The sequence below is a fragment of the Bradyrhizobium cytisi genome (genome assembly GCF_008123515.1).
Lineage (GTDB): Bacteria > Pseudomonadota > Alphaproteobacteria > Rhizobiales > Xanthobacteraceae > Bradyrhizobium > Bradyrhizobium cytisi.
This window is the reverse complement of sequence record NZ_VSSR01000016.1, coordinates 161,288-185,887: the sequence shown is the minus strand read 5'-3', so window position 1 is coordinate 185,887 and position 24,600 is coordinate 161,288. Positions and strand designations below refer to the sequence as shown.

21 protein-coding genes and 1 pseudogene are annotated in these 24,600 nt (G+C 60.5%); 12 read left to right on the top strand and 10 right to left on the bottom strand.

The features are described from left to right. Positions 1–23: 23 nt before the first annotated feature. The 3 genes from FXB38_RS09980 to FXB38_RS09970 all read right to left on the bottom strand — a co-directional run bounded on the left by FXB38_RS09980 (position 24) and on the right by FXB38_RS09970 (position 3,897). Positions 24–1,472: an aldehyde dehydrogenase family protein gene (locus FXB38_RS09980; protein ID WP_148750690.1), complete on the bottom strand. Its 1,449-nt coding sequence runs from the start codon at positions 1,470–1,472 to the stop codon at positions 24–26. 91 nt (positions 1,473–1,563) lie between these two features. Continuing rightward, positions 1,564–2,493, bottom strand: coding sequence for a dihydrodipicolinate synthase family protein (locus FXB38_RS09975; RefSeq protein ID WP_148750689.1), 930 nt, complete (start codon positions 2,491–2,493; stop codon positions 1,564–1,566). A 354-nt stretch (positions 2,494–2,847) separates the two neighbouring features. Further along, positions 2,848–3,897 carry a LacI family DNA-binding transcriptional regulator gene (locus FXB38_RS09970; RefSeq protein WP_148750688.1) on the bottom strand — a complete coding sequence of 350 codons (1,050 nt, stop codon included), beginning with the start codon at positions 3,895–3,897 and terminating at the stop codon, positions 2,848–2,850. A gap of 299 nt (positions 3,898–4,196) precedes the next feature. Between FXB38_RS09970 and FXB38_RS09965 the strand changes: the two genes are divergently transcribed. From FXB38_RS09965 to FXB38_RS09940, 6 genes and pseudogenes are all read left to right on the top strand, one after another. Further along, positions 4,197–5,792 (top strand): acyl CoA:acetate/3-ketoacid CoA transferase, encoded by a 1,596-nt coding sequence (locus FXB38_RS09965; RefSeq protein WP_148750687.1) that lies wholly within the window; start codon positions 4,197–4,199, stop codon positions 5,790–5,792. Between the two features lie 14 nt (positions 5,793–5,806). After that, the gene (locus FXB38_RS09960) at positions 5,807–6,571 is read left to right on the top strand and encodes an enoyl-CoA hydratase/isomerase family protein (protein ID WP_148750686.1); all 765 of its coding nucleotides are present in this window, start codon (positions 5,807–5,809) and stop codon (positions 6,569–6,571) included. 51 nt (positions 6,572–6,622) lie between these two features. Next, a complete protein-coding gene (locus FXB38_RS09955; RefSeq protein WP_148750685.1) occupies positions 6,623–7,408 on the top strand; it encodes an enoyl-CoA hydratase-related protein in 786 nt (261 codons plus the stop codon). 120 nt (positions 7,409–7,528) lie between these two features. Continuing rightward, on the top strand, positions 7,529–8,875 hold the full coding sequence (locus FXB38_RS09950; RefSeq protein WP_148750684.1) for an MFS transporter: 1,347 nt from the start codon (positions 7,529–7,531) through the stop codon (positions 8,873–8,875). Between the two features lie 68 nt (positions 8,876–8,943). Then, positions 8,944–10,092 carry a glycoside hydrolase family 88 protein gene (locus FXB38_RS09945; protein ID WP_148750683.1) on the top strand — a complete coding sequence of 383 codons (1,149 nt, stop codon included), beginning with the start codon at positions 8,944–8,946 and terminating at the stop codon, positions 10,090–10,092. Positions 10,093–10,225: 133 nt separating this feature from the next. After that, positions 10,226–10,963, top strand: a pseudogene (locus FXB38_RS09940) (diguanylate cyclase domain-containing protein); the annotation flags it as partial. Positions 10,964–11,178: 215 nt separating this feature from the next. On the opposite strand, the gene FXB38_RS09935 reads toward FXB38_RS09940, so the two are convergent. The 7 genes from FXB38_RS09935 to FXB38_RS09905 form a co-directional block, all read right to left on the bottom strand. Beyond that, positions 11,179–11,655 carry an Lrp/AsnC family transcriptional regulator gene (locus FXB38_RS09935; RefSeq protein WP_148750802.1) on the bottom strand — a complete coding sequence of 159 codons (477 nt, stop codon included), beginning with the start codon at positions 11,653–11,655 and terminating at the stop codon, positions 11,179–11,181. Between the two features lie 615 nt (positions 11,656–12,270). Continuing rightward, positions 12,271–12,540: a hypothetical protein gene (locus FXB38_RS09930; protein WP_148750682.1), complete on the bottom strand. Its 270-nt coding sequence runs from the start codon at positions 12,538–12,540 to the stop codon at positions 12,271–12,273. A 287-nt stretch (positions 12,541–12,827) separates the two neighbouring features. Then, positions 12,828–13,661 (bottom strand): ABC transporter permease, encoded by an 834-nt coding sequence (locus tag FXB38_RS09925; RefSeq protein WP_148750681.1) that lies wholly within the window; start codon positions 13,659–13,661, stop codon positions 12,828–12,830. Next, complete coding sequence (locus FXB38_RS09920) at positions 13,658–14,848, bottom strand: ABC transporter substrate-binding protein (protein WP_148750680.1); 1,191 nt, start codon at positions 14,846–14,848, stop codon at positions 13,658–13,660. The genes FXB38_RS09925 and FXB38_RS09920 overlap by 4 nt, the downstream gene beginning before the upstream one ends. Next, complete coding sequence (locus tag FXB38_RS09915) at positions 14,838–15,632, bottom strand: ABC transporter ATP-binding protein (protein WP_148750679.1); 795 nt, start codon at positions 15,630–15,632, stop codon at positions 14,838–14,840. Before FXB38_RS09915 ends, FXB38_RS09920 begins: the two co-directional genes overlap by 11 nt. Then, positions 15,629–16,735, bottom strand: coding sequence for an acyl-CoA dehydrogenase family protein (locus FXB38_RS09910; RefSeq protein WP_148750678.1), 1,107 nt, complete (start codon positions 16,733–16,735; stop codon positions 15,629–15,631). The genes FXB38_RS09915 and FXB38_RS09910 overlap by 4 nt, the downstream gene beginning before the upstream one ends. Continuing rightward, positions 16,732–17,304 (bottom strand): carboxymuconolactone decarboxylase family protein, encoded by a 573-nt coding sequence (locus FXB38_RS09905; protein ID WP_148750677.1) that lies wholly within the window; start codon positions 17,302–17,304, stop codon positions 16,732–16,734. Before FXB38_RS09905 ends, FXB38_RS09910 begins: the two co-directional genes overlap by 4 nt. 1,063 nt (positions 17,305–18,367) lie before the next feature. On the opposite strand from FXB38_RS09905, the gene sfnG reads away from it, so the two are divergent. The 6 genes from sfnG (at position 18,368) to FXB38_RS09875 (ending at position 24,580) form a co-directional block, all read left to right on the top strand. Beyond that, positions 18,368–19,474, top strand: coding sequence for a dimethylsulfone monooxygenase SfnG (sfnG, locus tag FXB38_RS09900; protein WP_148750676.1), 1,107 nt, complete (start codon positions 18,368–18,370; stop codon positions 19,472–19,474). 170 nt (positions 19,475–19,644) lie between these two features. Then, positions 19,645–20,418, top strand: coding sequence for an ABC transporter ATP-binding protein (locus FXB38_RS09895; RefSeq protein WP_246229794.1), 774 nt, complete (start codon positions 19,645–19,647; stop codon positions 20,416–20,418). After that, the gene (locus FXB38_RS09890; protein ID WP_148750675.1) at positions 20,418–21,308 is read left to right on the top strand and encodes a branched-chain amino acid ABC transporter permease; all 891 of its coding nucleotides are present in this window, start codon (positions 20,418–20,420) and stop codon (positions 21,306–21,308) included. The genes FXB38_RS09895 and FXB38_RS09890 overlap by 1 nt, the downstream gene beginning before the upstream one ends. 3 nt (positions 21,309–21,311) lie before the next feature. After that, positions 21,312–22,358 (top strand): branched-chain amino acid ABC transporter permease, encoded by a 1,047-nt coding sequence (locus FXB38_RS09885; RefSeq protein ID WP_148750674.1) that lies wholly within the window; start codon positions 21,312–21,314, stop codon positions 22,356–22,358. A gap of 27 nt (positions 22,359–22,385) precedes the next feature. Beyond that, positions 22,386–23,717 carry an ABC transporter substrate-binding protein gene (locus FXB38_RS09880; RefSeq protein WP_148750673.1) on the top strand — a complete coding sequence of 444 codons (1,332 nt, stop codon included), beginning with the start codon at positions 22,386–22,388 and terminating at the stop codon, positions 23,715–23,717. Positions 23,718–23,785: 68 nt separating this feature from the next. Next, positions 23,786–24,580, top strand: a complete 795-nt coding sequence (locus FXB38_RS09875) for an ABC transporter ATP-binding protein (RefSeq protein ID WP_148750672.1) — start codon at positions 23,786–23,788, stop codon at positions 24,578–24,580. Positions 24,581–24,600: the final 20 nt, after the last annotated feature.

Genomic DNA, 24,600 nt, shown 5'->3' with positions numbered 1-24,600 from the left:
CCCCTCGACTTGGTCATGTGGGTCTAAGGACCGTTGCCGTCGAAAGTGTAGGCGGTCTTCACCGTCGTATAGAACTCCTGCGCGTAACGGCCCTGCTCGCGCGGACCATAGCTTGACCCTTTGCGGCCGCCGAATGGCACGTGGTAGTCCACGCCGGCCGTCGGCAAATTCACCATCACCATGCCGGCCTCTGCATTGCGCTTGAAGTGGCTGGCGTATTTTAGACTCGTGGTGCAGATCCCCGACGACAGGCCGAACGGCGTGTCGTTGGCGAGTTCAAGTGCCTCGTCGTAGTCCTTCGCCCGGATCACAGTGGCGACTGGCCCGAAAATCTCCTCGCGCGCCACACGCATCTGATTGCTCACTTCCGTGAGCAACGCGGGGGCGAGATAGAATCCGGGCGTCTCGCGTTTCAGGAGCTCGCCCCCGGCAACAAGCTTGGCGCCTTCCGCCTGGCCAATGCTGATATATTTCAGGTCCTGGTCGAGTTGGCTTTGGTCTACGACCGGGCCGACATGCGTGCCGGCTTTCAAAGCACTGTCAATGACAAGCCCCTGCATCCGCTTCTGCATCGCGGCCACGAATCGATCGTGGATGCCATCAGTCACAATCAGCCGCGACGAGGCCGTGCAGCGCTGGCCGGTGGAGAAGAAGGCGCTGTTCACGGCGCATTCCACTGCCAGCTTCAGATCGGTATCATCAAGGACCACCATAGGGTTCTTGCCACCCATCTCGAGTTGAAGCTTCTTCATCTGTTCAGAAGTGATGCAGGTCTGGGCGATCTTGCGCCCCGTCAGCACCGAGCCCGTAAAGGAGATGGCGGAAACCTTCGAGCTACTCAGCATCGCCTCGCCGACGACCGACCCCCGGCCCATGACCAGGTTGAATACACCTGCCGGCGCTCCGGCGCGGACGATAATCTCGGCGAGCGCATGAGCCGAACCCGGCACGAGCTCGGCAGGCTTGAACACAACGGCGTTGCCGTAAGCAAGTGCCGGCGCGATCTTCCAGGCTGGAATTGCGATCGGAAAGTTCCAGGGAGTGATGAGCCCGATGACGCCGACCGGCTCGCGGGTGATCTCCACATCGACGGACGGCCGTACTGATGGCAGCTTCTCGCCCGCCATCCGAAGGCACTCGCCAGCGAAGAATTGGAAAATCTGTCCGGCACGCGCGACCTCGCCGATGCCTTCTGGCAAGGTCTTGCCCTCCTCGCGGGAAAGCAGGCGGCCGAGCTCGTCCTTGCGAGCGTGGATCTCGTCGCCGATCGCCTTTAGAATGTCATGCCGCGTCTGGATGGTGGAGCGCGACCAAGCCGGAAAGGCGTCGTAAGCAGCGGCAATCGCGCGCTCAGTCTCGGCAATCGAGGCGTGGGCATAGTCGCCCACAACATCGTTGGTATTGGACGGGTTGATATTTGGGGCGGCCCCCGCGACCGGGAGCCATTCGCCAGCAATATAGTTGTTTGTCATGGATAAGCTCTGAACTTGATTGAATTTCGTAGGTGCATAAACTTTCGGCGTCGCGTCAGTTCGCCGAGTAAGTCGCTTTAGGCAGAACCATTCAGCGTCCCCAGCGGAGGGCCAGCGGGTTGACCCCGCGCGCAAGCTCAATCAGCCCGCTTTTCGTTTTGGGATGAATTTGCTCCAGCGGATGCCGCACAGCGTCACATCTGATGACGTTGCCTTCCTTCATCACGCTCTTGGCAGCGCGCAGGCCACATTGTCGGTTCTCGTAGTTGATCAGAGGCAGCACGTTTGCATACGCCGCGGCCGCTTCCGTGCTCCGACCCGCCATATGATGATCGAAAACAGGACGCAACAAATCGGGACATAGCGCGCTCGACATCGTCCCGGTGGCGCCAGCTTCCAGATCTGCCATCATGGTAATGGCTTCCTCTCCGTCAAATGGACCTGCTATGGCAGCATCTCCTGCCTCGATCAGGCTGCGCAGCTTCGCTGCAGCAAACGGGACTTCGATCTTAAAATAGCTAACGAGCGGCACCTCTCGTGCCAGCCGCACGAGAAAGGGTACCGAGAGCGTTACGCCGCTGAGCGGCGCATCCTGCACCATGACCGGGATTCTTGCCGCATCGGCCACACGAGCGAAATGCTCGAGCATGTGGGCCTCGTCCGCCTTAAGACCTGAGCCGTGGTAAGGCGGCATCAGCATGAGAAGGCTTGCGCCTCGCTCGGCCGCATAGCGTGCACGCTCCACCGCGATGCGAGTGCTGAAATGGCTGCATGTCACCATGACCGGCTTGCGACCAGCCACATGTGATAGGCAGAGGTCAACTAGCAATCTGCGTTCCTCGTCCGACAACAGGAACTGCTCGGAATAGTTGGCCAGGATGCAAATTCCGTCGACCTTCTGATCGATCATGCAATCCAAAACACGCCGTTGACCCTCAATGTCGAGATCGCCAGAGTCCGTGAATGGCGTTGGCGCGACGGGAAACAGGCCATTATAGAGTGCGCGTTCTGGGGCTTGCATGGGTCAGGATCTCTTTTCGGTGATGAGGAGCATAGGGACGAGCAGCTGGCGTGGGCGTATCGATCCGGTATCGCAAATGTTCTATGGCTCGAACAGCAGGTGAGAACTGGCCTCAATCTTGATCACCTGCACCTGCGAAGCATCACTATCCGGCTGATAGTTTGACTATTGCTGGTCAGCCCTCCTGCAGTTCGGCCGAGATTCAAAAAGTGGCCTCAGGTGGGCGCGAACATCGACCAGGAGCCTGCGAAGCGCCTCTAGCAGCTGTCGTTCGACGCCTGAGCTTAGTGGCACGTTCATTCCGATTGGAATGGAGGAGGTCAGCCGGGCAACAACGTGGGGATGCGCTTCCTGTCATTGCCGATCTCTCGCCGGCGCAGTTGATTGTCGAACGATCAACCGCGTTTCGAGCTCGACCCTGGAGTGTATATCCAGCGAATTTTGATCTGCCAGAAAGTAGTTAGCTGCCTGTTCGCCCATCAGGCGAGCCGGGACGTCAACCGTCGTGAGGCCGGGAGTGAGATATTCGGCAATATCGAGGTTATCGAAACCGATCATCGATATGTCTTGAGGAACGCTCAATCCAGCATCTTTGCAGGCGCGCAGTGCTCCGACAGCAAGCACGTCGCTCCCGCAAAATATCGCCGTTACATTTCTATTTTGATTGAGAATGATTTTAGCTGCGGCTCGGCCACGGCTGAACTCGTAGGGCGATTCCACGACGACAATGCTGGAACGATCTATTCCGCGACGTTCAGCCATGGCGAGGAAGCCCTCAAGGCGACCAGATGCACGGTCGTTCTCGCGCGTTACCCCAGCAATGACTGCAAGATTCTTGTGACCGAGGTCTGCAAGGTAGCTTGCTGCCAAAGCCCCACCACTGCGATTGTCAAAACCCATGCTGGGAATCGAAACATCTTCCGAGAGGGCGTAAGTTACAGCAAATCTTACCCTGTGTTCACGCAGCAGTTTGAGGGTTTCCTTTCGATGGCAAGAGCCCACGAGAACAATGCCGTCGACGCCCTTTTCGATAAGATTACGCACGACGCGAATTTCTCGGTCCAGATCGTAACCCGTTGCAGAGTAGACCAGCGACGCGCCGGCTGGTGCTAGCCGGCTCTCCAGACCTTCAAGCATTCGAGTGAAGATCGCGCTGTCTAATGTCGGAACTATCAAGCCAATCAATCGGGAGCGCGACGATCGCAGCGCGCGTGCTGATCCGTTGGGAACGTAGCCGAGTTCATCCACGATGCGGAGAATGCGCTCTCTCAAGTCGATCGCGACGGTTTCCGGTCGATTCAACACACGCGAAACTGTGGCGATAGAACATCCCGCGCGCTTCGCTATCTCAACGACGGTCGGTGATTGCCTTTGGTCCACACGGGCCAGTTTTTCCAAAGCCATGAGCCTATTTCTTCCTCACGCCAGCCTGGGAGGCTGCGGGCTAGATCCATGGTGAAATCGTTACCATATTAAATTGGACTACGGAACTGATAAAAGACCCAGAAAGCCATCAGAAACTGCGAAATCGAGCTACTTTTCGCTGCCGGGAATCTTTTCTCTTGCGAGACAGGGCAGGGCTATGTAAACCTTTTCATAGTTTCCACGAAGCAAATGTGCTCGCGAGCGGCAACGGCGCCCGGTGCGAGGCAAAGCTTGGGTGGTGAGAAGTAATGAGCCGGCGGTTGGACGGTGGAGAAGGCATGCAAGCGAAGAACAAACGAACGGGAGAGGTGCCAATTATTACGGCTAGGCAAGCCGTATCGCTGATCTCCGATGGTGATTGCGTCTATTTCGGTGGTTCAGCCGGAGTTGCGATCCCCGAGCTGATCATCGACGCGCTCCGCGACATTCATTCCGAGCAGGGGTCTCCTAAGAATTTGATGCTGGTCGGTACGGTGGCCATTGGCGATTGGGCCACGACCGGTTTCAATAAATTGGCGGCCGCGGGCCTCGTGCGTCGAGTTGTGGCGAGCGGTTTGAACAATTGCCCTGCGCTTGGACAACGCGCACTGGCCAATGAAATTGAAGCGTACACGATCCCACAGGGCGTCTTGGCGCAGCTCGCTCGCGAAAATGCAGCCGGGCGGCCCGGCGTGATTACGAAAGTTGGGCTCCGGACATTTGCCGATCCTCGCATCGGCGGCTGCAGGCAGAGTGAGTGCAGCAAAGAGGATATGGTTGCTGTTGTCGATATCGAAGGCGAAGAACACCTGCTCTATAAGACCTTCCCGATCCATGTCGCGATCCTGAGAGGCAGTATTGCCGACGAGAAGGGAAATATCTCGCTCGAGGACGAGGCCTATGTCGGCGAAAGCATGTCGATCGCGGCTGCCGCGCGCCGCTCGGGTGGAATAGTCATTGTCCAGGTCAAGCGGGTAGCCGCTTCCAATACGCTGAACCAACGAGAAGTAAGAATACCTGGAGTTCTGGTCGATTATCTGGTCGTCGATCCCGATCAGCGACAGACCTATGCCACGGAGTACAGCCCAGCCTATGCCGGAAAAATGCGCGTACCGGATGGTAAAATCGCGTCGCTGCCCTTCGATGTGAGAAAGGTAATCGCGCGACGCGCGGCGCTTGAGTTGACCCCCGGAGCTACCGTCAACATCGGCTACGGCATCTCGAACGGAATTGCGGTCGTCGCCGCCGAAGAAGGAATATATCGCTCAGTCACAATGACGGCTGAGCAGGGGGTAATCGGCGGCATTCCTGCGCCCGGACAGGATGCCGGCGCCGGTACGAACTACGACATGATAGCGCCGCAACCGGATCAGTTCGATTTCTACGATGGGGGCGGGTTGGACATCGCATTCCTGTCTTCTGCGGAAGTCGATCGATACGGCAACGTCAATGTGAGCCGCTTCGGTGACAAGATCATAGGACCAGGCGGCTTCATAAACATCAGCCAGGGCGCCCGAAAAGTCGTTTTCTCCGGGACTCTCACGGCGTCCGGATTGAAGGCGGTCCCGGACGGTGGGGCTCTCGTCATTGCTAATGAGGGAACGGTCAAAAAGTGGGTGAAGGACGTCTACCAAATCACCTTCAGTGGCCGTTTCTCACAGGAGCGCCAGCAAGAGGTCGTCTTCATCACCGAGCGTGCCGTATTCAAGCTTACGGCGAACGGCCTGATGCTGACCGAAGTAGCGCCTGGCGTATCAGTCGAAAAGCACGTGCTGCCGAATATTGAATTCGACGTACTCGTGTCACCCGACCTAAAGCTGATGGATTCGAGGATATTTAAAAATGAGCCGATGAACTTGGCGGCGCGGTTCCACGATGGCACAGCACAGGCATAAAGGGAGCGGCTGACGTGAAGTTCGTTTCAAGAGAATACGAGGACCAGGTCGAGATCCTGGCGATGAATAGGCCAGAGCGACGCAACGCTCTGGGCGAAGACATTCTGAAAGATCTGGTTGAATCGGTGGGCAGGGCGGCCAACGATAAGGACGTCAATGTGATATTGCTCGCTGGAAACGGCCCCGGTTTCTCAGCCGGTGCAGATCTCAAGGATTTTTCGGCCGGCGGCATCAACGACACCTTCGACCTGAACCGCCGATTGGGTGCATTTGTGCGCTCTCTCGCTCTTGTCAGAAAGCCTGTCGTCTGCGCTGTCGATGGGTTTGCCTTGGGCGGAGGCTTTATGCTGGCAGCCTCATGCGATGTTGTCGTGACGGCTCGAGCAACGCGCTGGCATTTGCCGGAAGTGTCTCTAGGCTGGTTGCCGGGCTTCGGGCTGGACACGTTAGCTGCGCGCGTTGGGCCGTTTGCGGCTCGCTCCTTGAGCTGGAGCCCGACTGCGATCGATGGCGTGGAGGCTCATCGGTTGCGACTGGCTGACATTCTCTCGCCTCCAACTGAAACTGCTCGTGAGGCAGCGCTCCGCTACGCTAAAGGCCTAGCGGCAATGCCGCCTCACGCCGTGCAGACCACGAAACAATTTTTCTCCACTTCGGTAACCGCGAGGGCAGAAGTCATGGATGACTTGGCGAACCGCTACTTTGCTCAGGACATCCTCCACGAGACGGCCCGGGCGAATATGCAACGCTTCCTTCCGAAGAAGACCGCCGGCGCCTAACGTCCGGGTACATAAAAAGGCTCTTCACACGGGTTGTTTTCAAGGATTGACATGAACCACGTCACCGAGTGCCTCATCGTCGTCGAGCGGCCTGACCCAGCTATACTCTTGCTGAGGCTCAATCGCCCAAGGCAAAGAAATGCATTGAGTGCGGCCCTGCTGGGACAGCTTGCCGACGCGCTTCGTGCGGCTCGTTCCGATGAGTCTGTGCGATGCGTAGTTCTCAGCGGGGATGAACGCGCCTTCTCCGCTGGTGCTGACATCAAAGAGATGCAGCAGCACGGCTTCGAGGCGCTGAGCGATCCCACACGGCAGGATGCATGGGATATCATCGCCGGCTTCCCCAAGCCGCTCATTGTGGCCGTTCGAGGGGTGTGCCTGGGCGGCGGCCTCGAGCTCGCGATGCTCGCTGACATCCTGCTGGTGGCGGAAGACAGCGTGCTCGCGCAGCCGGAAATCACGATCGGGATCATGCCGGGTGATGGCGCTACCCAGCGCTTGACGCGGATTGTTGGCAAGTCCCTGGCCATGCAGATGGTGTTGACCGGCGAGCCAATCAGCGCGGAACAGGCAGTGGCTGCGGGACTCGCATCCGAAATGCTGCCGGCCTCCGAGTTGGTAGGACGCGCGCTCGCGATAGCGCGCGTCATCTCGAGTCGTGCGCCGATCGCTGCTCAGTTAGCCAAGGAATCGATTCTGGCAGCTTACGAAACCCCACTGTCGGCCGGCTTGGCGATTGAGCGGCGCGCGATCCGGTACGCTTTCACCACCGATGATCAAAAGGAGGGCATGGCTGCCTTCGTCGAAAAACGGCAACCAGTATTCTCCGGACGCTGACGGGAGCAGAACTCAGATTACCCGATGACCTAGCGATCGTCCGCAATGCGGCAACTCTGAAAGAGGTGCTGTCGCGCCGAAATGTAAACGTTTTCATCAGAAAAAAATCGGAGGAAATGAATGACCACCATTGTTGAACCCATGGCTCCCGCCGCGCCGCAAACCATGGCGCCAGCCACGCCGCGTGGAAAACAAGTTGCCACCAAGAGCATGACCATAGCTTTGGGCGGTGGCGTAGCCCTGGAGTGGTACGACTGGACCGTCTACGGAATGATGGCTTCTTTTCTGTCGCCGCTCTTCTTTCCCTCCAGTGACCCGACCACGTCGCTGCTCGCAGCACTCGCCGTGTACGGCGCGGGCTTCTTGGCGCGACCGGTAGGAGCAGCGATACTCGGTCCCATCGCCGATCGCATCAGCCACAAGCGGGTGATGATGATCTCCGTCACCGCGATGGCATTGTGTTCGCTGCTTATTTCCGTCCTGCCGGGTTATAAGGAGCTTGGCGTTGCCGCGGCGGTGATATTGCTGCTCGTCCGGCTCATCCAAGGCCTTGCCACCGGCGCTGAAGCAGGTGTCGCCAACGCCATTGCGATCGAACTTGCACCGCCGGGCAAGGAGGGACGATACCTTGGTCTGATCAGTGGCACATTTATCCAGCTCGGTGTCTTCGCATCCAGTTTGGTTGCCTTCCTCGTGAGTGCCTCGGTGGCTCCCGAGACAATGCACGAATGGGCTTGGCGGCTGCCCTTTGCGGTCGGCGGAGTGCTCGGCCTGCTGATCATCTATTTGCGCAGCAAACTGCCAGAGACCTTAATCAAGCACGTCATGCATCGCGACGAACTGTCGCGAACTCAGGAGACCACAGGCCACGTGTGGAAGACGCTCTGGAGCGTACGGCTTTCGCTGCTCGCCGTCATCCTGGTCGTCGGAGCGGTGCAGATCGCGAACTACGCGTGGAACGCTGGTTTGCCCAACCTGGCGAACGGCGTGTTCAAGGAGAACAGCACCTGGGTGTACGGGATTACGACTCTTATGGGCCTGATCTGGATCGTCACAGCACCCTTCGTGGGCGCCTTCGCAGACAAGATCCGACCCTCGCGTGCGTTCACGCTGCTGCGGCTGCTGCTCGTCGCGTGCTTCTTCCTGACGTTGATCTATTCAGAGAAGAGCATTTCCACGTTCTTCTTCGTGATGGTGTTCGGAGGCGCGGTCGTCGGCTTCAACATGGCTCTCTACAACTTCATCGCAACCACCCTGATGCCGCGCGCGGTACGTACGACGGGTATCGCTGTCGGGTATGCGCTCGGGGTATCACTGTTTGGCGGGACGTCACCCTATTTGCTGGTGTGGTTGCAGCATGCGCAGATGGCCTGGATCTTTCCCGTCTATGGATCTGTGGTCGCAGTGCTGAGCGTGGTCGTTTATCACGTCGCAAAGAAGCGCGGTCACGTCTACATCGGCGACTGACATTAAAGCCCTGTCGCTACGCAGTTCTGGCTTCGCTTGGACTCCAAAACGGTTTCCTGGGAGAAAACATGAGCAACGACTTCTTCGCCGCGCGCGAGCGCATGCTGACGCGCATTGCGCAAACGCGGGATGCTTCCACAGCTGGCCTGCCACATTGGGCCCGCGCCGAGGATGGAAAATGGACGTTCACGTCGGATGGTGATTGGACCGGCGGAGCCTTCGTCGGCGAACTCTGGCTCGCGCATCTCGCCGATCCGCAGCGCTTCCCGATATCTGACGCCCATGCCGGGCTGGCCCGGATGCTGCCTCGCGCCCAGCGTCGGACGGCATTCAAGGGCTTCGGTTTCTACCACGGTGCCGCGCTTGGAAGCATCCTCTTCGGGGATGAAATGGCACGCGATGCCGCGCTCACGGCAGCCAGGTCGCTGGAGCGGATGTTCGACCCCAAGCTGGGCTTAATCCCACTAGGCCAGGATGCTGAGGAGGCCAGCGCCGTGGGGATAGCTGAAAGCAGTATCGACTCCCTCCAGGCCACGGGCCTGCTTTACTGGGCTGCGGACCAGCTGGGTGACTCGCACATGGAAGAGGTCGCCAACGCCCACATGCGGAGGGTATTGGAGATCCATGTGCGGCCCGATAATTCGGTGATCCAGTCGTCAACGCTGGACCCGCAGACGGGAAAGGTGCTGAGGACGCACACGCACAAGGGATACAGCGATGTGAGTACCTGGGGACGAGCGCAGGCTTGGGCGATGCTATATACCGCTCATGCGGCAATGGTTCGTCCGAAGGAACCCTTGTGGCGCGAATATGCAGTGCGCGTGCTGGATTGGTGGATCGAGCACGTCCCCACCGACCTGGTTGCGTACTGGGACTTTGATGATCCAACAATTCCGAGTACCAGCAGGGACACCGCGGCCACTGCTATTGCCGCCGCAGCATCCTTGAGACTCGCGTCCCCACTCGGCGCGAATGGTGGCGCCAAGTATCGAGACTTCGCGGAACGTACCGTAACCCAGCTGGTCTCGGGCTACCTGACGCCCACTGACCCAGGCGACCTGCGTCCGATCGGAATGCTCACCGGAGGATGCTTCACCCGAAAAGCCGTGGCGCGAGACATCGACACAGCGCAGGACGCAGAGCTGATATTCGGTAGTTACTTCCTGTTTGAATCTCTTGTGATCCTCACCGGCCTCGTGACTGCGGGTCGAATCTAATAGGACCGATGGACACGCGACGAGCCACTCTTGTTCGGTATATGCCTCCCGGTTGCGCTCAATCGCTTTGCGGTCTGGGCTGGCTGGGCTGTCGAGCCTCGAATCGATGCAATCCGCAAATTGAAGCGATGGGGTCGCCGCCTTGCGGGGCGGCGAAGCGGAAGGGGCCCGGATCATCTATCGCAATCGGCATCGCGAGAAGGGTGAGATCTGGTTGGAAACCGCCTTGCGCGTGACCCGTAATCCGAAGAGCGGCGAGATCGACGGCGTGGTGGCTATCTCGCACGACATGACAGAGCACAAGGACCTGGAAGACAAGCTCGCGGTTCTCGCCAGTTCGGATGGCTTGACGGGCTTAGCTAACCGCAGACATTTCGACGAGCAGCTGGAATCAGAGTGGGAACGAGCCAAGCGCGAGGGGACGCCCTTGTCGCTGCTGCTTTTGGATGTCGATCACTTCAAGAAGTTCAACGACCAGTACGGACACCAAGCCGGCGATGCCTGTCTTCGCTCCGTCGCCAGAGTCTTAAGCGAGCAGGCAAGGCGCCCCGCGGACGTGGCGGCCCGGTATGGCGGCGAGGAATTCGCCTTGCTGTTACCGAACACCGACGCAGCGGGCTGCGCGCAGGTCGGCGAGCGAATCCAGCAGGCGATTCGCGACCTCGGCATCCTGCACGCGCTCAACCCGCCTTCAAGGCTGATCACCTTGAGCCTCGGCGGCGCAACACTCCTGTCCGCCAGCGACAAGCTGCATTGCACATCCTTGATTGAGGCCGCAGATAAGGCACTCTACGCCGCCAAAGAGAGCGGACCCGACCGACTCGTAATGTCAGGACAAGTGATCGCCTGGCCAGGCTCGATACGAGCCTAGAACCCCGCCAGTTGTAGATCCGAGCCGTGGGACTGTTAGGATTCACGCTCGAGACATAAGCTTCGCGGCGCTATAAAGCTGCAGTCGGCCATTTTGCTTCAATCGGTTAATCTGCGACAGCTTGGGATCTTGTGCTAGGCCTCGCGGCCTACTGTCTCGGCGATTTCGCGGGGCTAATCTGATTACCCTTAGAAAGCGACTGCATCAGCGTTTGGTCACTCCTTGCACGGAGTCTCAACTGGAACAGCAAAGCCCGCTTTTACGCGATCCAATACGACCATCGTCTTGAAGCCCTTGATGTCCGGGTTCACGTAGAAGAATCGTTGAGTGAACTCTTCATATTCTTCCATGCTACTGGCAGTAACGTACAGGACGAAGTCCGCGTCTCCCGTGACGTAGAATCCGTTAACCACCTCGACTGACGATTTGATGGCCTTCTTGAATCTATCGATGATATCTGAACGCTCCCGCTCCATAGTCACTAACACGAGCATTTGAATAGGCCGTCCCACCGCCTTCGGCGAAACGATCGAGACATCGCTCTCGATGATACCTTCCGAACGGAGCCTCTTCAGGCGCCGTTGACACGCCGTGGCAGAAAGCCCGGCGAGTTCGCCGATTACCTCGGAAGTTAGACGATTGTTCTTTTGCACGATCTTTAGGATGCGGGCGTCGATTCGGTCGTATGGCATTTCGATTCCAGTTTCGGTGAATTTCACCGCGAAATGGCTGCACCACGCGAGAAAGCGTGCAGCAAACTATCCCAGAGTGCACAGGGTGATTTCAACAATGGTGAATCCCGTAAGAGACCGGATTCTGGCTGAACTACTTGAGATCGCCGAAGTGCTGCTTGATGATCGTCTACCTGAAGGCGATCGAGCAGCGCTCCAGGGGCCGAGCAAGCGTTGCGGAACCTCTTGGAACCAGACACTTGGGAGCCGGCGTCCGAGATATTCTACCGGATCGGTGCTAGGGCGAAGATTGCTGGTACTTCTCAGCACTGACGCTAATGGGACACGCTGAACGGCCTCACCACGAAGAAGCGGCCCGATTGACCTCCCGCATCAACAAGGCCTTCGCGGCGTTCGCCGATCCCCTGTCTTCTTGGAGCTCCGGATAGCAGGCTGCGCGCACCGAGCGATCGCGACCGGGCGTTCCGATTGATCACGCATCGCAGGCTCTGGGAAGGCTGTCGAGCTGCGCCCGATCGCCTGGAAAAAGCTGCTCGACACCGATGTCGATGCGGCGGCAGGCGATGTCGGCGAGCATCAGCATTCCGCTTACCGCGGCCAATCGCCAGGCGGCGCTCAGTTTTGCATCACTTTGAAGCGCTCGACGGCACCATTGCTAGCACCAAGCTCCTCCAGGCGCTCTCTACCGGCGTCGGTCACGCGGAAGACCTCAACCTGCCCACCACAAGCCGGATCTCTCACCTTGCGCTTGAGCACGATCCAGCCTTTCCTCAACGCGCGCCCCTTGGCAGCAAGACGATTCAGATTTTTGTCCGGAACCGGGTGAGCCACCTCGTCTCCGCTCGACGCGGCCAAAAACAGCAGATCGGCCATTGCATCGTTCATTCCTTTTGTCTCCATGCTGCAAGATATGCGCTTTGGCTTCGGTGGTCGCCTTCACGAGTCCCGTTTCATCGGGTCATCGAAGCAAGATGCGGGCCATTTCTGGAACTCCTGATGCGGCACAAATGGCGCAGAAGGAGCGTCGGCTGGAGCCGCTGCTTCCCCTCCGCCATAGTGAGAGCCGTTGTCGCACCCAGCGAGGCCACACCGTATCGGTGTGCACGAGCATTCGACCATCAGACGCCGATTTGACCAGGTGTGCCTGGCCCATCGCTTGATCGATGCGATCGTCAGTGCCTGTGGGTCACGAGGCGATTGAGGCCACGTGCGGCCGCGTCGAGCAGGAAGCCAAGGAGGCCGATCACCAGAACCATTGCGGTCAGTTCGGAATAGGCCAGCCGGTCGCGGGTATCGAGAATGAAATAGCCAAGCCCCGCCGATACGCCGAGCATCTCGCAAGGCACCAGCACGATCCAGACCACGCCGATCGCGAGCCGCAAGCCGGTCAGCACGTGTGCAAGCACGCCCGGAAGGACAACGTGGCGCAAAGTCTCCCATCGTGTCGCCGAGAGGCTGGCGGCAAGGCGGAGCCAGGCTGGCTGAAGCTGTCGAACGCCTTCGGCCGTGCTCAAAAGGATCGGCCAGACCGCGGCAAAAGCGAGCAGAAAGTAGATCGGCCGATCGCCGACGCCCAGCACCATGACGGCAAGAGGCATCCAGGACAAGGGCGAGATCATCCGCAGAAATTGAAATGACGGCGATGTCGCGGAGTTCAGCAGAGCAGATCTGCCGACGGCCAGTCCGATTGGCACGCCGATCACAAGCGCCAGGCCGAGGCCGATCAGAACGCGGCGCAGGCTGACCAGCACATGGATCGGCAGGTCGGAATTCGTGGCAAGGCGGCCGAGCGTTGTGACTGCCTCCAGTGGCGAGAAATGTCGTAGGAAGCTGCCCGGTGCAGCGATCAGCTTGGTCCCACCCCACCAAAGGACAAGAAGAACGGCAAGTCCGGCGATGCCGATCGTCTGCCTCAGCAGCGCGGCGCGCCAGGCAGACGAGGACGAAATCGGCCGCCCGGCCGGAACAGCCTTAGGCGGATCGGCCGTGGCCCAGCTCACGCTCATGCGACGATCAGTTCCTGGCGCTCGAATGCGTCAGGCAAGCCAAACGCTTTGAGGCCGCCCACGGCAAGGATCGCCGCTTTGACGAAGCTGTCATCGACCAATTCCCGCGCGGCAGTAGTGGGATCGAGGTCGTTGAGGAATGCATGATCGCCCTCGATCAACGTCGTCTTCAGACGACGGACCAATTCCTCGGTGTAGCTCGCGTAAGGGTAGGGCTGGAAGTCGATCCGGCGCTCTAGCCAGGACGCGTTGCGAATGGCGCCGCTCTGCAGGTACTCGGCATTGTCGCTCCCGGGTGGCGACAGAACTTTCTCCAGCACCGCAGTCGCGTGCGGCGTGTAGCGGTTCGTACCGTCCTTGGACAGGAGTGCCGCCGTCTCCGCGCGGTTTGCACGGGTCCAGAGCTGCGCCTTTACCATCGCATTGACCACTTTTTGCGACCAGTCGCGCCGTTCCCGTAGATCACGTTCGTGCATGAAGACGACGCAGCAGGCGTGGTCCTTCCAGACGTCGCCGGTGAAGCGCAGCACCTTGCCGACGCCGAGGTTTTCCGCGGCGGCATTGAACGGCTCGGCCACGATGTAACCGGTGATTTGGTTCGAGGCCAGCGCCGGTACCATATCGGACGGTGCCATGACGACGAGCTGAACCTCGTTCGCTGCGAGCTGGCCTTCGCGTTTGGCTACGGGTACGAGACCGTTCTCGCGGAACAGGGTCTGCAATACGACGTTATGGATCGAATACCAGAACGGGATGGCAACGGTCTTGCCGCCGAGCTCTTTCACGCTGCTGATCTCAGGGCGCACGGTGAGAGCGGACCCGCCCGTGTGGTTCCACGCGACCACCTTGGCGGGTACCTTGCTGCCGAAGCGGGCCCAGACCGTGATCGGTGACAGCAGGTGAACGACATTCACCTGGCCTGAGATGAAGGTTTCCAGGAGCTGTGCCCAGCTCCGCAACAGCACCGGCTTCTCGGCCCACAAGCCTTCAGCCTCGAAATAGCCCTTGCCGTGGGCGACGAGCAGTGGCGTCGCATCGGTGATCGGCAGATAGCCGATCCGCACGGGTGCATCGGCTTCCTGCGCGCGCGCGTCATAGGTCCGGAGCAAAGGCAGCGCGCCGCCAGCTGTCAGGAGCGCGGTCAGTTTCATCAGGTCGCGGCGCGAGAAATCGTCTTCAAACGGCATGGGCTTCGTCCTTGTGGTGGGCAGGGGAGGCGCGCCGTAAGGCGCTGACGATGTCGACGCGCAGGCGGCCGAGTTCGCTGACATCATCGTCACGGGGCTTGGCGAGATCGACGGTCCATTCGCCGATCTGGCGGGCCGGCGATCCGCCCAGCAGCACAATCCGGTCCGACACGAGCAGCGCCTCGTCGATATCATGCGTGATCAGGACAACGGCCGTTCCCAGGTCGCTGACGATCTTCAGCAGCAGACGCTGCATCTGCGACCGCGTGACCTCGTCCAGCGCACCGAACGGTTCGTCGAGCAGCAGAATATCGGGCTCGCGGGCGAGGCAGCGAGCGAGGGCTGCGCGCTGCGCCATGCCGCCGGAAAGCTGGTCGGGAAATTGATTGCGCGCCGACGAGAGACCGACCTCCGCGATCGCCTCATCGACCCGGCGCGCACGTTCTGCGCGGGAGAGCTGCGGCTGATGCTTGAAGTCGAGCCCGAATGCGACGTTGCGCTCCAGTGTCAGCCAGGGCAGCAGGCTCGGGTCCTGAAAGGCGATTGAGACCCGCGGATGCGGTCCCCACAGCGCCTGGCCGCGAATGTGCACCGCTCCGCTGCTCGGTTGTTGCAGGCCGGCGAGCACCCGCAACAGGCTGGATTTGCCGACGCCGCTCGGTCCGAGAATGCCGATAGTCTCTCCCGGCTTCAGCGCAAAATCGAAGGGATCGAGGACATTGCCCTGATCGCCGTCATAGCGGAGCGTGACCGCGTTGGCTTCGAGGATCGTTTGGCCTATCATGCAATTTCGCGCTCGGCCGCACGTCGCCGATGCGCCTCGATCACGGTTTCGAGCTGCACAAGGCTTGGCGTCACCACCGGAATGAAGGCGCTCTCGCGGAGGCGCCGTTGATAGCCTTCGCCGGGCGCCGAGAGATAGGCCTTGCCACCCGTGGCGCCCAGCTCGAGTTGAAGCGACTGGTTGACGATTTCGGCGAGCCGAATGCGCAATTGAAACAGCGCAACAGGCTGTTCGATAAAGAAAGGTCCGTCGAGCGGCGACAGCAGCTGCTCTTCAAGGGCCGCAAGTTCTGCCGTGAGCCCTGTAGCCGCGGCCGCCAGCACACCGCCGTTGCCGATCAGGCTGTCCACCTCGCAGAGCGAGCGATGGGCGAGCCCGATCGACATGCCGCATTGCAGGCCCAGGAATGCGGGACGAACCCGGGGAAGCCAGTTGCCAGCGTTCGGATGAATGATCCTGTCTTCATTGATTGCGAGGCGATCGATCGCAATCGCGGCCGTGTTCGACGCGCGCATCGCCATGAGGTCGAGATCGGCCGTGCGGACCAAGCCGTCATCGTCCGAAGACAGACTGACGATGAAAGCAGGCTTGCTGTCGTCATCCTGGACGGCAGCCGCGACGTCGAAGCCTTCCTTCCGCAGATTGGTTACCCACGGTAATTTGCCGTCGAGGCAGAGCGTGCCATCCCGGCGCGACGCCGTGACCTGGAGCGCTTCGAGCCCGTTCAGGAACTTCATGGCGTTCGACAGGCCGGTCGCGCCGGCTCGTCGGCCGGCCAGCAGGTCGGGCAGAAGCTTTTCACGCAACCGCGCGTTCGGGCTTTGCAGCAGATATTCGATGAAGGTGCGGTGGCCCCAGAAGACGAAACCGGCCGTCAACGATCGCGCTGATACGGCCGCAATCGCGCGAACTCCATCCGCCAAAGTGGCTCCGTCGCCACCAAGGTGGCGCGGCACGCCGATCCCAAACAGGCCAGCTCTGCCAAGTGTCGGAACGATCGCAGAGGCGCCGTGGGAGACTCTGTCGAAAAGCAGTGCGTCATGATCGAGCCAAGCCCGGATCTCGCTCGACAGGATCGAGCCACCAATCGCAACCGTGGTCACTCCGCAGCCTCCACTTCAGCGCCACGCCACACATACGGTGCCAGTTCCGGATTGAGCGCCGGTCGACCGAGGTTGTTACTGAAGTTGCACAACGTTGCGAGACTGACGCCAAGCACCACTTCCAGCGCGGCGGCCTCGTCAAAACCTGCAGCCAGGAAGTCCGCCAGTTCGCGATCGGCCACATTACCGCGGTTTCGGATGACGGCCTTCGTGAACTCCGCCACTGCGTTGAGCCTCGGATCGGGTCCCTGGTCGAGACCCCGCAGCGCGTCGACGATCGTCTTGTCCAAGTCGATCTTCTTGTATGCGATCGCGGTATGTCCGGCGACGCAAAAGCCGCAGCCGTGGATCGCCGCAGCCGTGATCTGAACCGCCTCACGTTGCGCCGGACTGAGGCTTGCTTTCGCGTTGATCGCGGAAAGCGTTTGGTAGGCTTCCAGCGCGACGGGTGCATTTGCCAGCAGTCCGAGCAGATTTGGCAGATAGCCATTGTTCTGCTGAGCCGCGGTTAGGCGCGGCCTCGCGAGCGCTGGTGCATCATCGATGGTGCGAAGCGGCAAGCGCGACATGGCAATCTCCAACGAAGGCGAACGGTTTCGGTGCTGAGCTTGGCGAAAAGTCGTGCGCTCTGCGTGTTTTCTAAGCAACGATTTGATGCTTTGGTAGATCGCCTTGCGAGAATGCAAGAATTGTCGTGCACGTAAGGCACGCGTGGAAATATTCCTCTGCGGAGGGTACGGTTTGGAGGCTGATTTCCTTGGAGAGCGCCGAGCAGTCGCAGTCTATGGGTTGGAGCTGGTTGCGTGCGCAGCAAGTCAGCGTCCGCGCACGGACTATAGCTGTAGAGAGGATCGGAGGTGATCCGTCCGTTGATCACGAAGTTGCCGACCTCTCGCGCCTTGTAGCCGACCGGATCGTGCAGCGTGTGGGGGCGAACATTGCGCCAGAAGCGGTCGAAGCCGTAGCGGGCGGATCTCGATCGCGCGCCCGTCAGGTCGAAGATGCGTGAGTTGACGTCCAGTGCAACGCGTGTGCCGTTGACCTTGGCGGCATAAACCGCGGCTGCGGCCCCCCGTGCGTTGATCGGACGTCAGACAGAGATGCACCTCGCAGGATTGCGGCCTCGATCTCGGCGACAGCCTGTTCCGCAAGCGCGGTGCTCACGCGCTTGCAATCGCGAGCTCAGCGAACGCGAACTCGTCAGGTGACGAGTCGGTAGACCCTGTTTCTCACCGCGCAGCAACAAAACAATGCGTTCGCGGCGAAATACGAAAACTGATTATCTCCGTACTACAAAAAATAGTGCGTCTTAGACTCGCGGGCTCGCACATTCTCTGAGAGGATCGATCATCAGGCAATGATGCCGGTCAGGGACGCTCATGATGCGCAACAACATCTTCGACGAGGTGAATGGTTCGCTTACGCGCAGAGCTTGTCGATGACTTGTGTTCGTCCTTCTGTTGACGCTGCGCCAGATGCGCCGACGCGATCGCGCCGCAGATCGCTGTAGCTCTCCCAAATCAGTCACCTAAGCGACGGCTTGAATAGCAGCGGCGCGCGTCTGTGGATGTTGCTGCCTGCCTCAAGTCGTCGTCCATTTCGCCGCAGACCTACTTCTTGAGGGGTAAACAGATGACCGCGATCAACAATCCGATCAAATTCGCTTACTGGGTGCCGAACGTGTCGGGTGGCCTCGTCATTTCATCGATCGAGCAACGCACCAGCTGGGACATCGACTACAATCGCAAGCTTGCCCAGATCGCCGAGAAGGCCGGGTTCGACTACGCCTTGAGCCAGATTCGCTTCACGGCGGGCTACGGAGCTGACAAACAGCACGAATCCGTCAGCTTCTCGCACGCGCTGCTCGCAGCGACCGAAAAGCTCAAGGTTATCGCGGCTCTCCTTCCCGGGCCTTGGAATCCGGCGCTCGCAGCAAAGCAGATTGCGACCATCAGCCAGTTCACCAATGCGCGTGTTGCGGTCAATATCGTCTCGGGCTGGTTCCGCGGCGAATTCCATGCCATCGGCGAGCCCTGGCTCGATCACGACGAGCGCTATCGCCGCTCGGAGGAGTTCATCAATGCGTTGCGCGGGATCTGGACGCAGGAGAGCTTCACGCTCAAGGGCGACTTCTACCGGTTCAACGACTATTCGCTGAAGCCGAAGCCGCTCGATCCGCTGCCGGAGATCTTCCAGGGCGGCTCCTCGCGGGCAGCCCGCGACATGGCTGCTCGCGTGTCCGACTGGTATTTCACCAATGGCAATACGCCCGACGGCCTCAAAGCGCAGGTTGACGACATCAGGACCAAGGAAAAAGCCTTCGGCAAGAGCTGGCGAACCAAGATCGGCATCAATGCCTTCGGTATCGTTCGCCAGACGGAGAAGGAAGCCAAGGACGTTCTGCAGGAGGTCCTCGACAAGGCGATCCCGGACGCGGTGCGCGGCTTCCACCACGAAGTCCAGAATGCGGGCAACGCCAGCCCCGAGCGCGAGGGCAATTGGGCCAAGTCCACCCTCCAGGACCTCGTTCAGTACAATGACGGCTTCCGCTCGAACCTGATCGGCACGCCGCAACAGGTCGCCGAGCGCATTATCGAGCTCAAGCGTGCCGGCGCTGACCTGATTCTGCTTGGCTTCCTGCATTTCCAGGAAGAGGTCGAATATTTCGGCAAGCATGTGATCCCGCTGGTCCGCGAGCTCGAGGCGAAGGCGCCCGTCCGCGTTCAGGCTGCCGAATAGATTTAAGGAGAAACAGTCAGGTGTCCGGGATCGCGACAGGGGCGGGCGTGCTTCGTCTGGAGGAGGAGCCTCCAGACGAACAGATTCATGGATCGACCCGAGAACGCGATAACGCCACAGAACGCCGCACCGAGCGTGCAGCCCAAACGCTCGCAAATCCAGCGCTTGGATTGGCAAAGATTTCGCTGACATTTGGCGGTGTCGCTGCGCTGCGCGATGTCGACCTGGAAGTTGCGCAGGGCGAGATCCGGGCAGTGATCGGACCAAACGGCGCTGGCAAGAGCTCGTTGCTCAACATCGTCAGCGGGCTTTACCGGCCCACCCGGGGCCAAGTGCAGTTCGGCGAGCACTCATTCGATCAGGTGCCGACTGCGAGGCTTGCCGCCCATGGCGTGGCACGGACGTTTCAGAATCTCGCGCTGTTCAAGGGACTTTCCGTCCTTGACAATGTGCAGATGGGGCTCGCGCACCGCATGCGCGCGGGATTTCTGCGGCAGATCATGGGCGCGCCCCTGGCGCGGCGGATCGAGGAGGAGAACCGCACGGCGGCGAAAGAGGTCATCGGCTTCCTGCATCTCGACGACGTTCACGACCGCTTTGCCGGAACGCTACCCTATGGCGTGCAGAAGCGGGTCGAGCTTGCGCGTGCGTTGGTGGCTCGGCCAAAGCTTCTGCTGCTGGACGAGCCGTTTGCCGGCGTAACCTTCGCCGAGAAACAGGAGCTGTCGCAGCATGTGCGCAACGCCCGCGACAGCCTTGGCGCCACCATCGTCCTGATCGAGCATGATATCGGCGTCGTGATGGGGCTATCCGATCGCGTGGCCGTGCTCGATTACGGGCGGAAAATCGCCGACGGCACGCCAGACCAGGTCCGCGCCGATCCGGCGGTGATCGATGCCTATCTCGGCGTCGCGCATGAGGACGCTACGGAGCTCGCGGTCTGATGTTCGACTATCAATTCTTAATTGAGGTATTGATCGGTGGCCTGCTCTCGGGGGTCATGTATTCGCTGGTCGCGATCGGGTTCGTGCTGATCTACAAGACGTCCGGCGTGCTCAACTTCGCGCAAGGCGCGATGCTGTTGTTCGCCGCGCTGACTTTCGTGAGCCTGGTCGAGCGCGGCACGCCGTTTGCCGCGGCTCTGGCGGCAACGCTGGCGATTATGATCGTCCTGGGCATCGCTGTCGAGCGGACGGTGCTGCGGCCGCTGGTCAACCAGCCGCCGATCACGTTATTCATGGCAACCCTCGGGCTCTCCTACGTCATCGAAGGTGCTGCTCAGCTCCTGTGGGGCACGCAGGTGCATGGCCTCGATATCGGGATCAGCGATACTCCGTTCGACGTCGCGGGCGTGCTGATCAGCCGGCTCGATCTGTTCGCGGCGGCGGTCGCAGGCGGTCTGGTCGCTCTATTTGCGCTGTTTTTCCGCTACACCCGTACCGGGCTGTCGTTTCGTGCGGTAGCCGACGATCAATTTGCAGCGCTTGCGGTCGGCCTGCGGCTTCCGCGGGTTTGGGGCGCGGTCTGGGCGGTCGCCGGGATCGTCGCGCTGGTCGGTGGGCTCTCATGGGGCGCGCGGCTCGGCGTGCAGTTCTCGCTGTCGCTCGTCGTGCTGAAGGCGCTGCCGGTGCTGGTGCTGGGCGGCTTCGATTCAATCGCCGGCGCGATCGTCGGCGGACTTCTGGTCGGCGCAATCGAAAAACTGGCGGAGGTCTATGTCGGACCATTCTTCGGCGGCGGCATCGAGGTCTGGGCAGCTTATGTCGTGGCGCTTGGGTTCCTGCTAATCCGCCCATCCGGTCTGTTCGGACAAAAGCTGGTGGAGAGGGTGTAGCCAATGGCCCTTCTCGCTAGCACCAAGACGAATAGGCCCACCGCCGAGACGCTGTGGATCGGGATCGGCATCGTGGTCGCCTATGGCGTCGTTCCACTCGCAGGTTCGGATTATCTGCTGGATGCGGTGCTCACGCCATTTCTGGTGCTGGCGCTGGCCGCCGTCGGGCTGAACGTTCTCACCGGCTATGCCGGGCAGGTCTCGCTGGGCTCGGCCGCCTTCCTCGCGGTCGGCGCCTACGCCGCGTACAATCTTCATCTCCGCGTCCCGGGATTGCCTCTGCTGGTCGATGTGGTGCTGGCCGGCGGCATCGCAGCGGCCATCGGCATCGTGTTCGGGCTGCCGAGTCTGCGGCTGCGCGGGTTCTATCTCGCGGTGTCGACGCTCGCCGCGCAATTCTTCGTGCAGTGGGCGCTTACTAAATTCGGCTGGTTCTCCAACGACAATCCATCCGGCGTCATCGATGCGCCGGTCCTTCGGATTGGCAGCGTCTCGTTTGCGACCGCCGCAGAACGTTACGTCTTCTCGCTTACGATCGTGGTTGTTTTGACCCTGCTGACGCTACGGTTGCTGCGCTCCCAATCCGGCCGCAACTTCATTGCGGTACGCGACCACGAGATCGCGGCCAAGGTGATCGGCGTGCCGCTGCTGCGCACCAAGCTCCTGGCCTTCGGAATATCCTCCTTCCTCATTGGCGTGGCCGGGGTGCTCTGGGCGTTTGCGTACCTGCGCACTGTCGAGCCGGCCGGCTTCAATCTCGATCGCTCGTTCCAGATCTTGTTCATCATCATCATCGGTGGGCTCGCCTCGCTGCGCGGCTCCTTTATCGGCGCGGCGTTCATTGTGGTGTTTCCGCTCTTGCTGTCGCGTATCGGCGCCGCCGTGCTCGGTCGCGTGTTCGATTCCGGCGTGCTGGAGATGAGCCAGCATATCGTGATCGGCGCACTCATCATCGTCTTTCTGATCGCGGAGCCACGCGGGCTGATCGCCCTGTGGGACCGCGCCTGGTCCGCCCTTCGGCCCGCCAGGCGCCCGGCGATACCGACTTGAGATTTGCCTAACCCAATGGAGCTTGCAATGAACATGTTCAGACGTCTGAAGGTGACGATGGGCGCGGCACTTGCCGTCGGCCTTGCCGGAACGCTTGCGGTGCACGCCGACGAACAATTCTTCCCGCTGCAGAGCTATCGCGTCGGTCCCTATGCCGCCGGCGGCACCGGGTTCTTCGGAGGTTTCATCGATTATCTCAATCTGATCAACATCCGCGACGGCGGTGTCAACGGCGTAAAGCTGACCTGGGACGAAGGCGAGACCCAGTACGAGGTCGAGCGCGGCGTCGAGGTCTATGAGCGCCTGAAGAGCCATCCCGGGATCGCGGCCTGGAACCCGCTGTCGGTTGGCATTGCCTATGCCATGATCGACCGCATCACCAAGGACAGGGTGCCGCTGATCACGATCAATCATGGCCGCACCGACTCGACTGATGGCCGCGTGTTCCCCTACGTCTTTCCGCTGCTGCTCAATCCCTACAGCGAGACGTCCGGCATTGTGAACTACATTGCGTCAAGAGAGGGCGGTCCGGACAAACTCAAGGGCAAGAAAATCGTCGTGCTCTATCACGGCTCGCCCTACGGCAAGGAGACGATCCCGATCTACAAATTGCTTTCGGACAAGTACGGCTTCAGCCTGGAGCAGATCGAGGTCCCGCATCCGGGCAACGAGCAGCAATCGCAATGGCTCTCGATCCGTCGGGCGAAGCCGGACTACGTGGTGCTGCGCGGCTGGGGCGTGATGAATCCGGTGGCGTTGAAGACCGCGCAGAAGGTCGGCTTCCCCGCCGACCACATCATCGGCAACGTCTGGTCCAACTCCGAGGAGGACGTCATTCCCGCCGGAGACGCGGCCAAGGGCTATATCGCGATCACGACCCAGGCCTCCGGCGCCGAATATCCGGTGCTGCAGGAGGTGATCAAGACCGTCTATGGCGCGAACAAAGGCAACCTCGATGACAAGAAGCGAATCGGCAGCGTCTATCACAACCTCGGAATCGTGAACGGTATCCTCAATGTCGAAGCGATCCGGATCGCGCAGGCCAAGTTCGGCAAGCGCACCCTGACCGGCGACGAAGTCCGCTGGGGCTTTGAGCACCTGCAGCTCGATCCGGCCCGGGTGGAGGCTCTGGGCGCGAAAGGCCTGTTCCACTCGATCAATGTGACTTGGGACAATCACGAGGGCGACGGCCGCGTCACCTTCCAACAGTGGGACGGCAGCAAGTGGAAGGTCGTCTCGGACTGGATCGCGCCGGACTGGGCGTTCCTCCGACCGATCATCGAGAAGTCGTCGGCTGCCTATGCCAAGGAGCATGGCATCAGAATCCGCACATCCGGCGATGATCCCGTGAGCCAATAGCGCAACGCAACGCTCGGTCCCTGCGGGCGCCGTCGGCTCCCGCAGGTCTCAGAGGGGATGGATCAGGCATGAGTGACGTTCTGCTTTCGGTCGAGGGATTGGCCGCAACCTACAATCACGCAATCCGCGCCGTGAACAACGTCTCGCTCTTGGTTCGGCGCGGTGAGATCGTCGCTGTGCTCGGCGCAAACGGCGCGGGCAAGTCGACGACGCTTCAGGCGGTCTCAGCGCTCTTGCCGGCGCGGCGGGGTCAAGTGGCTGCCGGGCGCATTGTCTTCGATGGCCACGACATTGCATCCGCATCGCCCGCGAAGCTGGTCCGAGCTGGGATCGTTCCAGTGCTTGAGGGCCGGCATTGCTTCCGCTCGCTGACAGTGGAAGAGAACCTCATCACCGGTGCTATTGGCCGGGACGCAAAGTCTCGCGTGATTCGCTCTGATCTTGACCAGGTCTATGAGCTGTTCCCGCGGCTGAAGGATCATCGCGGGTCGATCTCCGGGCTCACCTCGGGTGGCGAGCAGCAGATGACCGCAATCGGCCGCGCCCTGATGTCACGACCGCGCCTCCTGGTGCTCGACGAGCCGTCGATGGGGCTTGCGCCGCTGGTGGTCCAGGGCATTTTCCGGGCGCTGAAGCAACTCAACCGCGAGCAGAATCTCTCGATCCTCGTTGCGGAACAGAATTCGAGGGTCGCGCTTCGTTTTTCCGATTATGCCGTCGTCCTTGAGAACGGCCGCAGCGTGCTGTCCGGCCCGTCTGACGCGTTGCGCACCCACGACGATATCAAGGCGCTTTACCTCGGCGGCTCGACGCAAAGTGACGTCGGCGAGAAGCCGCGCATCCATGCCGTAGCTGGACTTTGATCGACACAGGAGAGACTAAC

Coding starts and splice junctions, on each gene's coding strand:
- FXB38_RS09980 (WP_148750690.1), bottom strand. CDS start 1,472: ATGACAAACAACTATATTGCTGGCGAATGGCTCCCGGTCGCGGGGGCC.
- FXB38_RS09975 (WP_148750689.1), bottom strand. CDS start 2,493: ATGCAAGCCCCAGAACGCGCACTCTATAATGGCCTGTTTCCCGTCGCG.
- FXB38_RS09970 (WP_148750688.1), bottom strand. CDS start 3,897: ATGGCTTTGGAAAAACTGGCCCGTGTGGACCAAAGGCAATCACCGACC.
- FXB38_RS09965 (WP_148750687.1), top strand. CDS start 4,197: ATGCAAGCGAAGAACAAACGAACGGGAGAGGTGCCAATTATTACGGCT.
- FXB38_RS09955 (WP_148750685.1), top strand. CDS start 6,623: ATGAACCACGTCACCGAGTGCCTCATCGTCGTCGAGCGGCCTGACCCA.
- FXB38_RS09950 (WP_148750684.1), top strand. CDS start 7,529: ATGACCACCATTGTTGAACCCATGGCTCCCGCCGCGCCGCAAACCATG.
- FXB38_RS09945 (WP_148750683.1), top strand. CDS start 8,944: ATGAGCAACGACTTCTTCGCCGCGCGCGAGCGCATGCTGACGCGCATT.
- FXB38_RS09935 (WP_148750802.1), bottom strand. CDS start 11,655: ATGCCATACGACCGAATCGACGCCCGCATCCTAAAGATCGTGCAAAAG.
- FXB38_RS09930 (WP_148750682.1), bottom strand. CDS start 12,540: ATGAACGATGCAATGGCCGATCTGCTGTTTTTGGCCGCGTCGAGCGGA.
- FXB38_RS09925 (WP_148750681.1), bottom strand. CDS start 13,661: ATGAGCGTGAGCTGGGCCACGGCCGATCCGCCTAAGGCTGTTCCGGCC.
- FXB38_RS09920 (WP_148750680.1), bottom strand. CDS start 14,848: ATGCCGTTTGAAGACGATTTCTCGCGCCGCGACCTGATGAAACTGACC.
- FXB38_RS09915 (WP_148750679.1), bottom strand. CDS start 15,632: ATGATAGGCCAAACGATCCTCGAAGCCAACGCGGTCACGCTCCGCTAT.
- FXB38_RS09905 (WP_148750677.1), bottom strand. CDS start 17,304: ATGTCGCGCTTGCCGCTTCGCACCATCGATGATGCACCAGCGCTCGCG.
- sfnG (WP_148750676.1), top strand. CDS start 18,368: ATGACCGCGATCAACAATCCGATCAAATTCGCTTACTGGGTGCCGAAC.
- FXB38_RS09890 (WP_148750675.1), top strand. CDS start 20,418: ATGTTCGACTATCAATTCTTAATTGAGGTATTGATCGGTGGCCTGCTC.
- FXB38_RS09885 (WP_148750674.1), top strand. CDS start 21,312: ATGGCCCTTCTCGCTAGCACCAAGACGAATAGGCCCACCGCCGAGACG.
- FXB38_RS09880 (WP_148750673.1), top strand. CDS start 22,386: ATGAACATGTTCAGACGTCTGAAGGTGACGATGGGCGCGGCACTTGCC.
- FXB38_RS09875 (WP_148750672.1), top strand. CDS start 23,786: ATGAGTGACGTTCTGCTTTCGGTCGAGGGATTGGCCGCAACCTACAAT.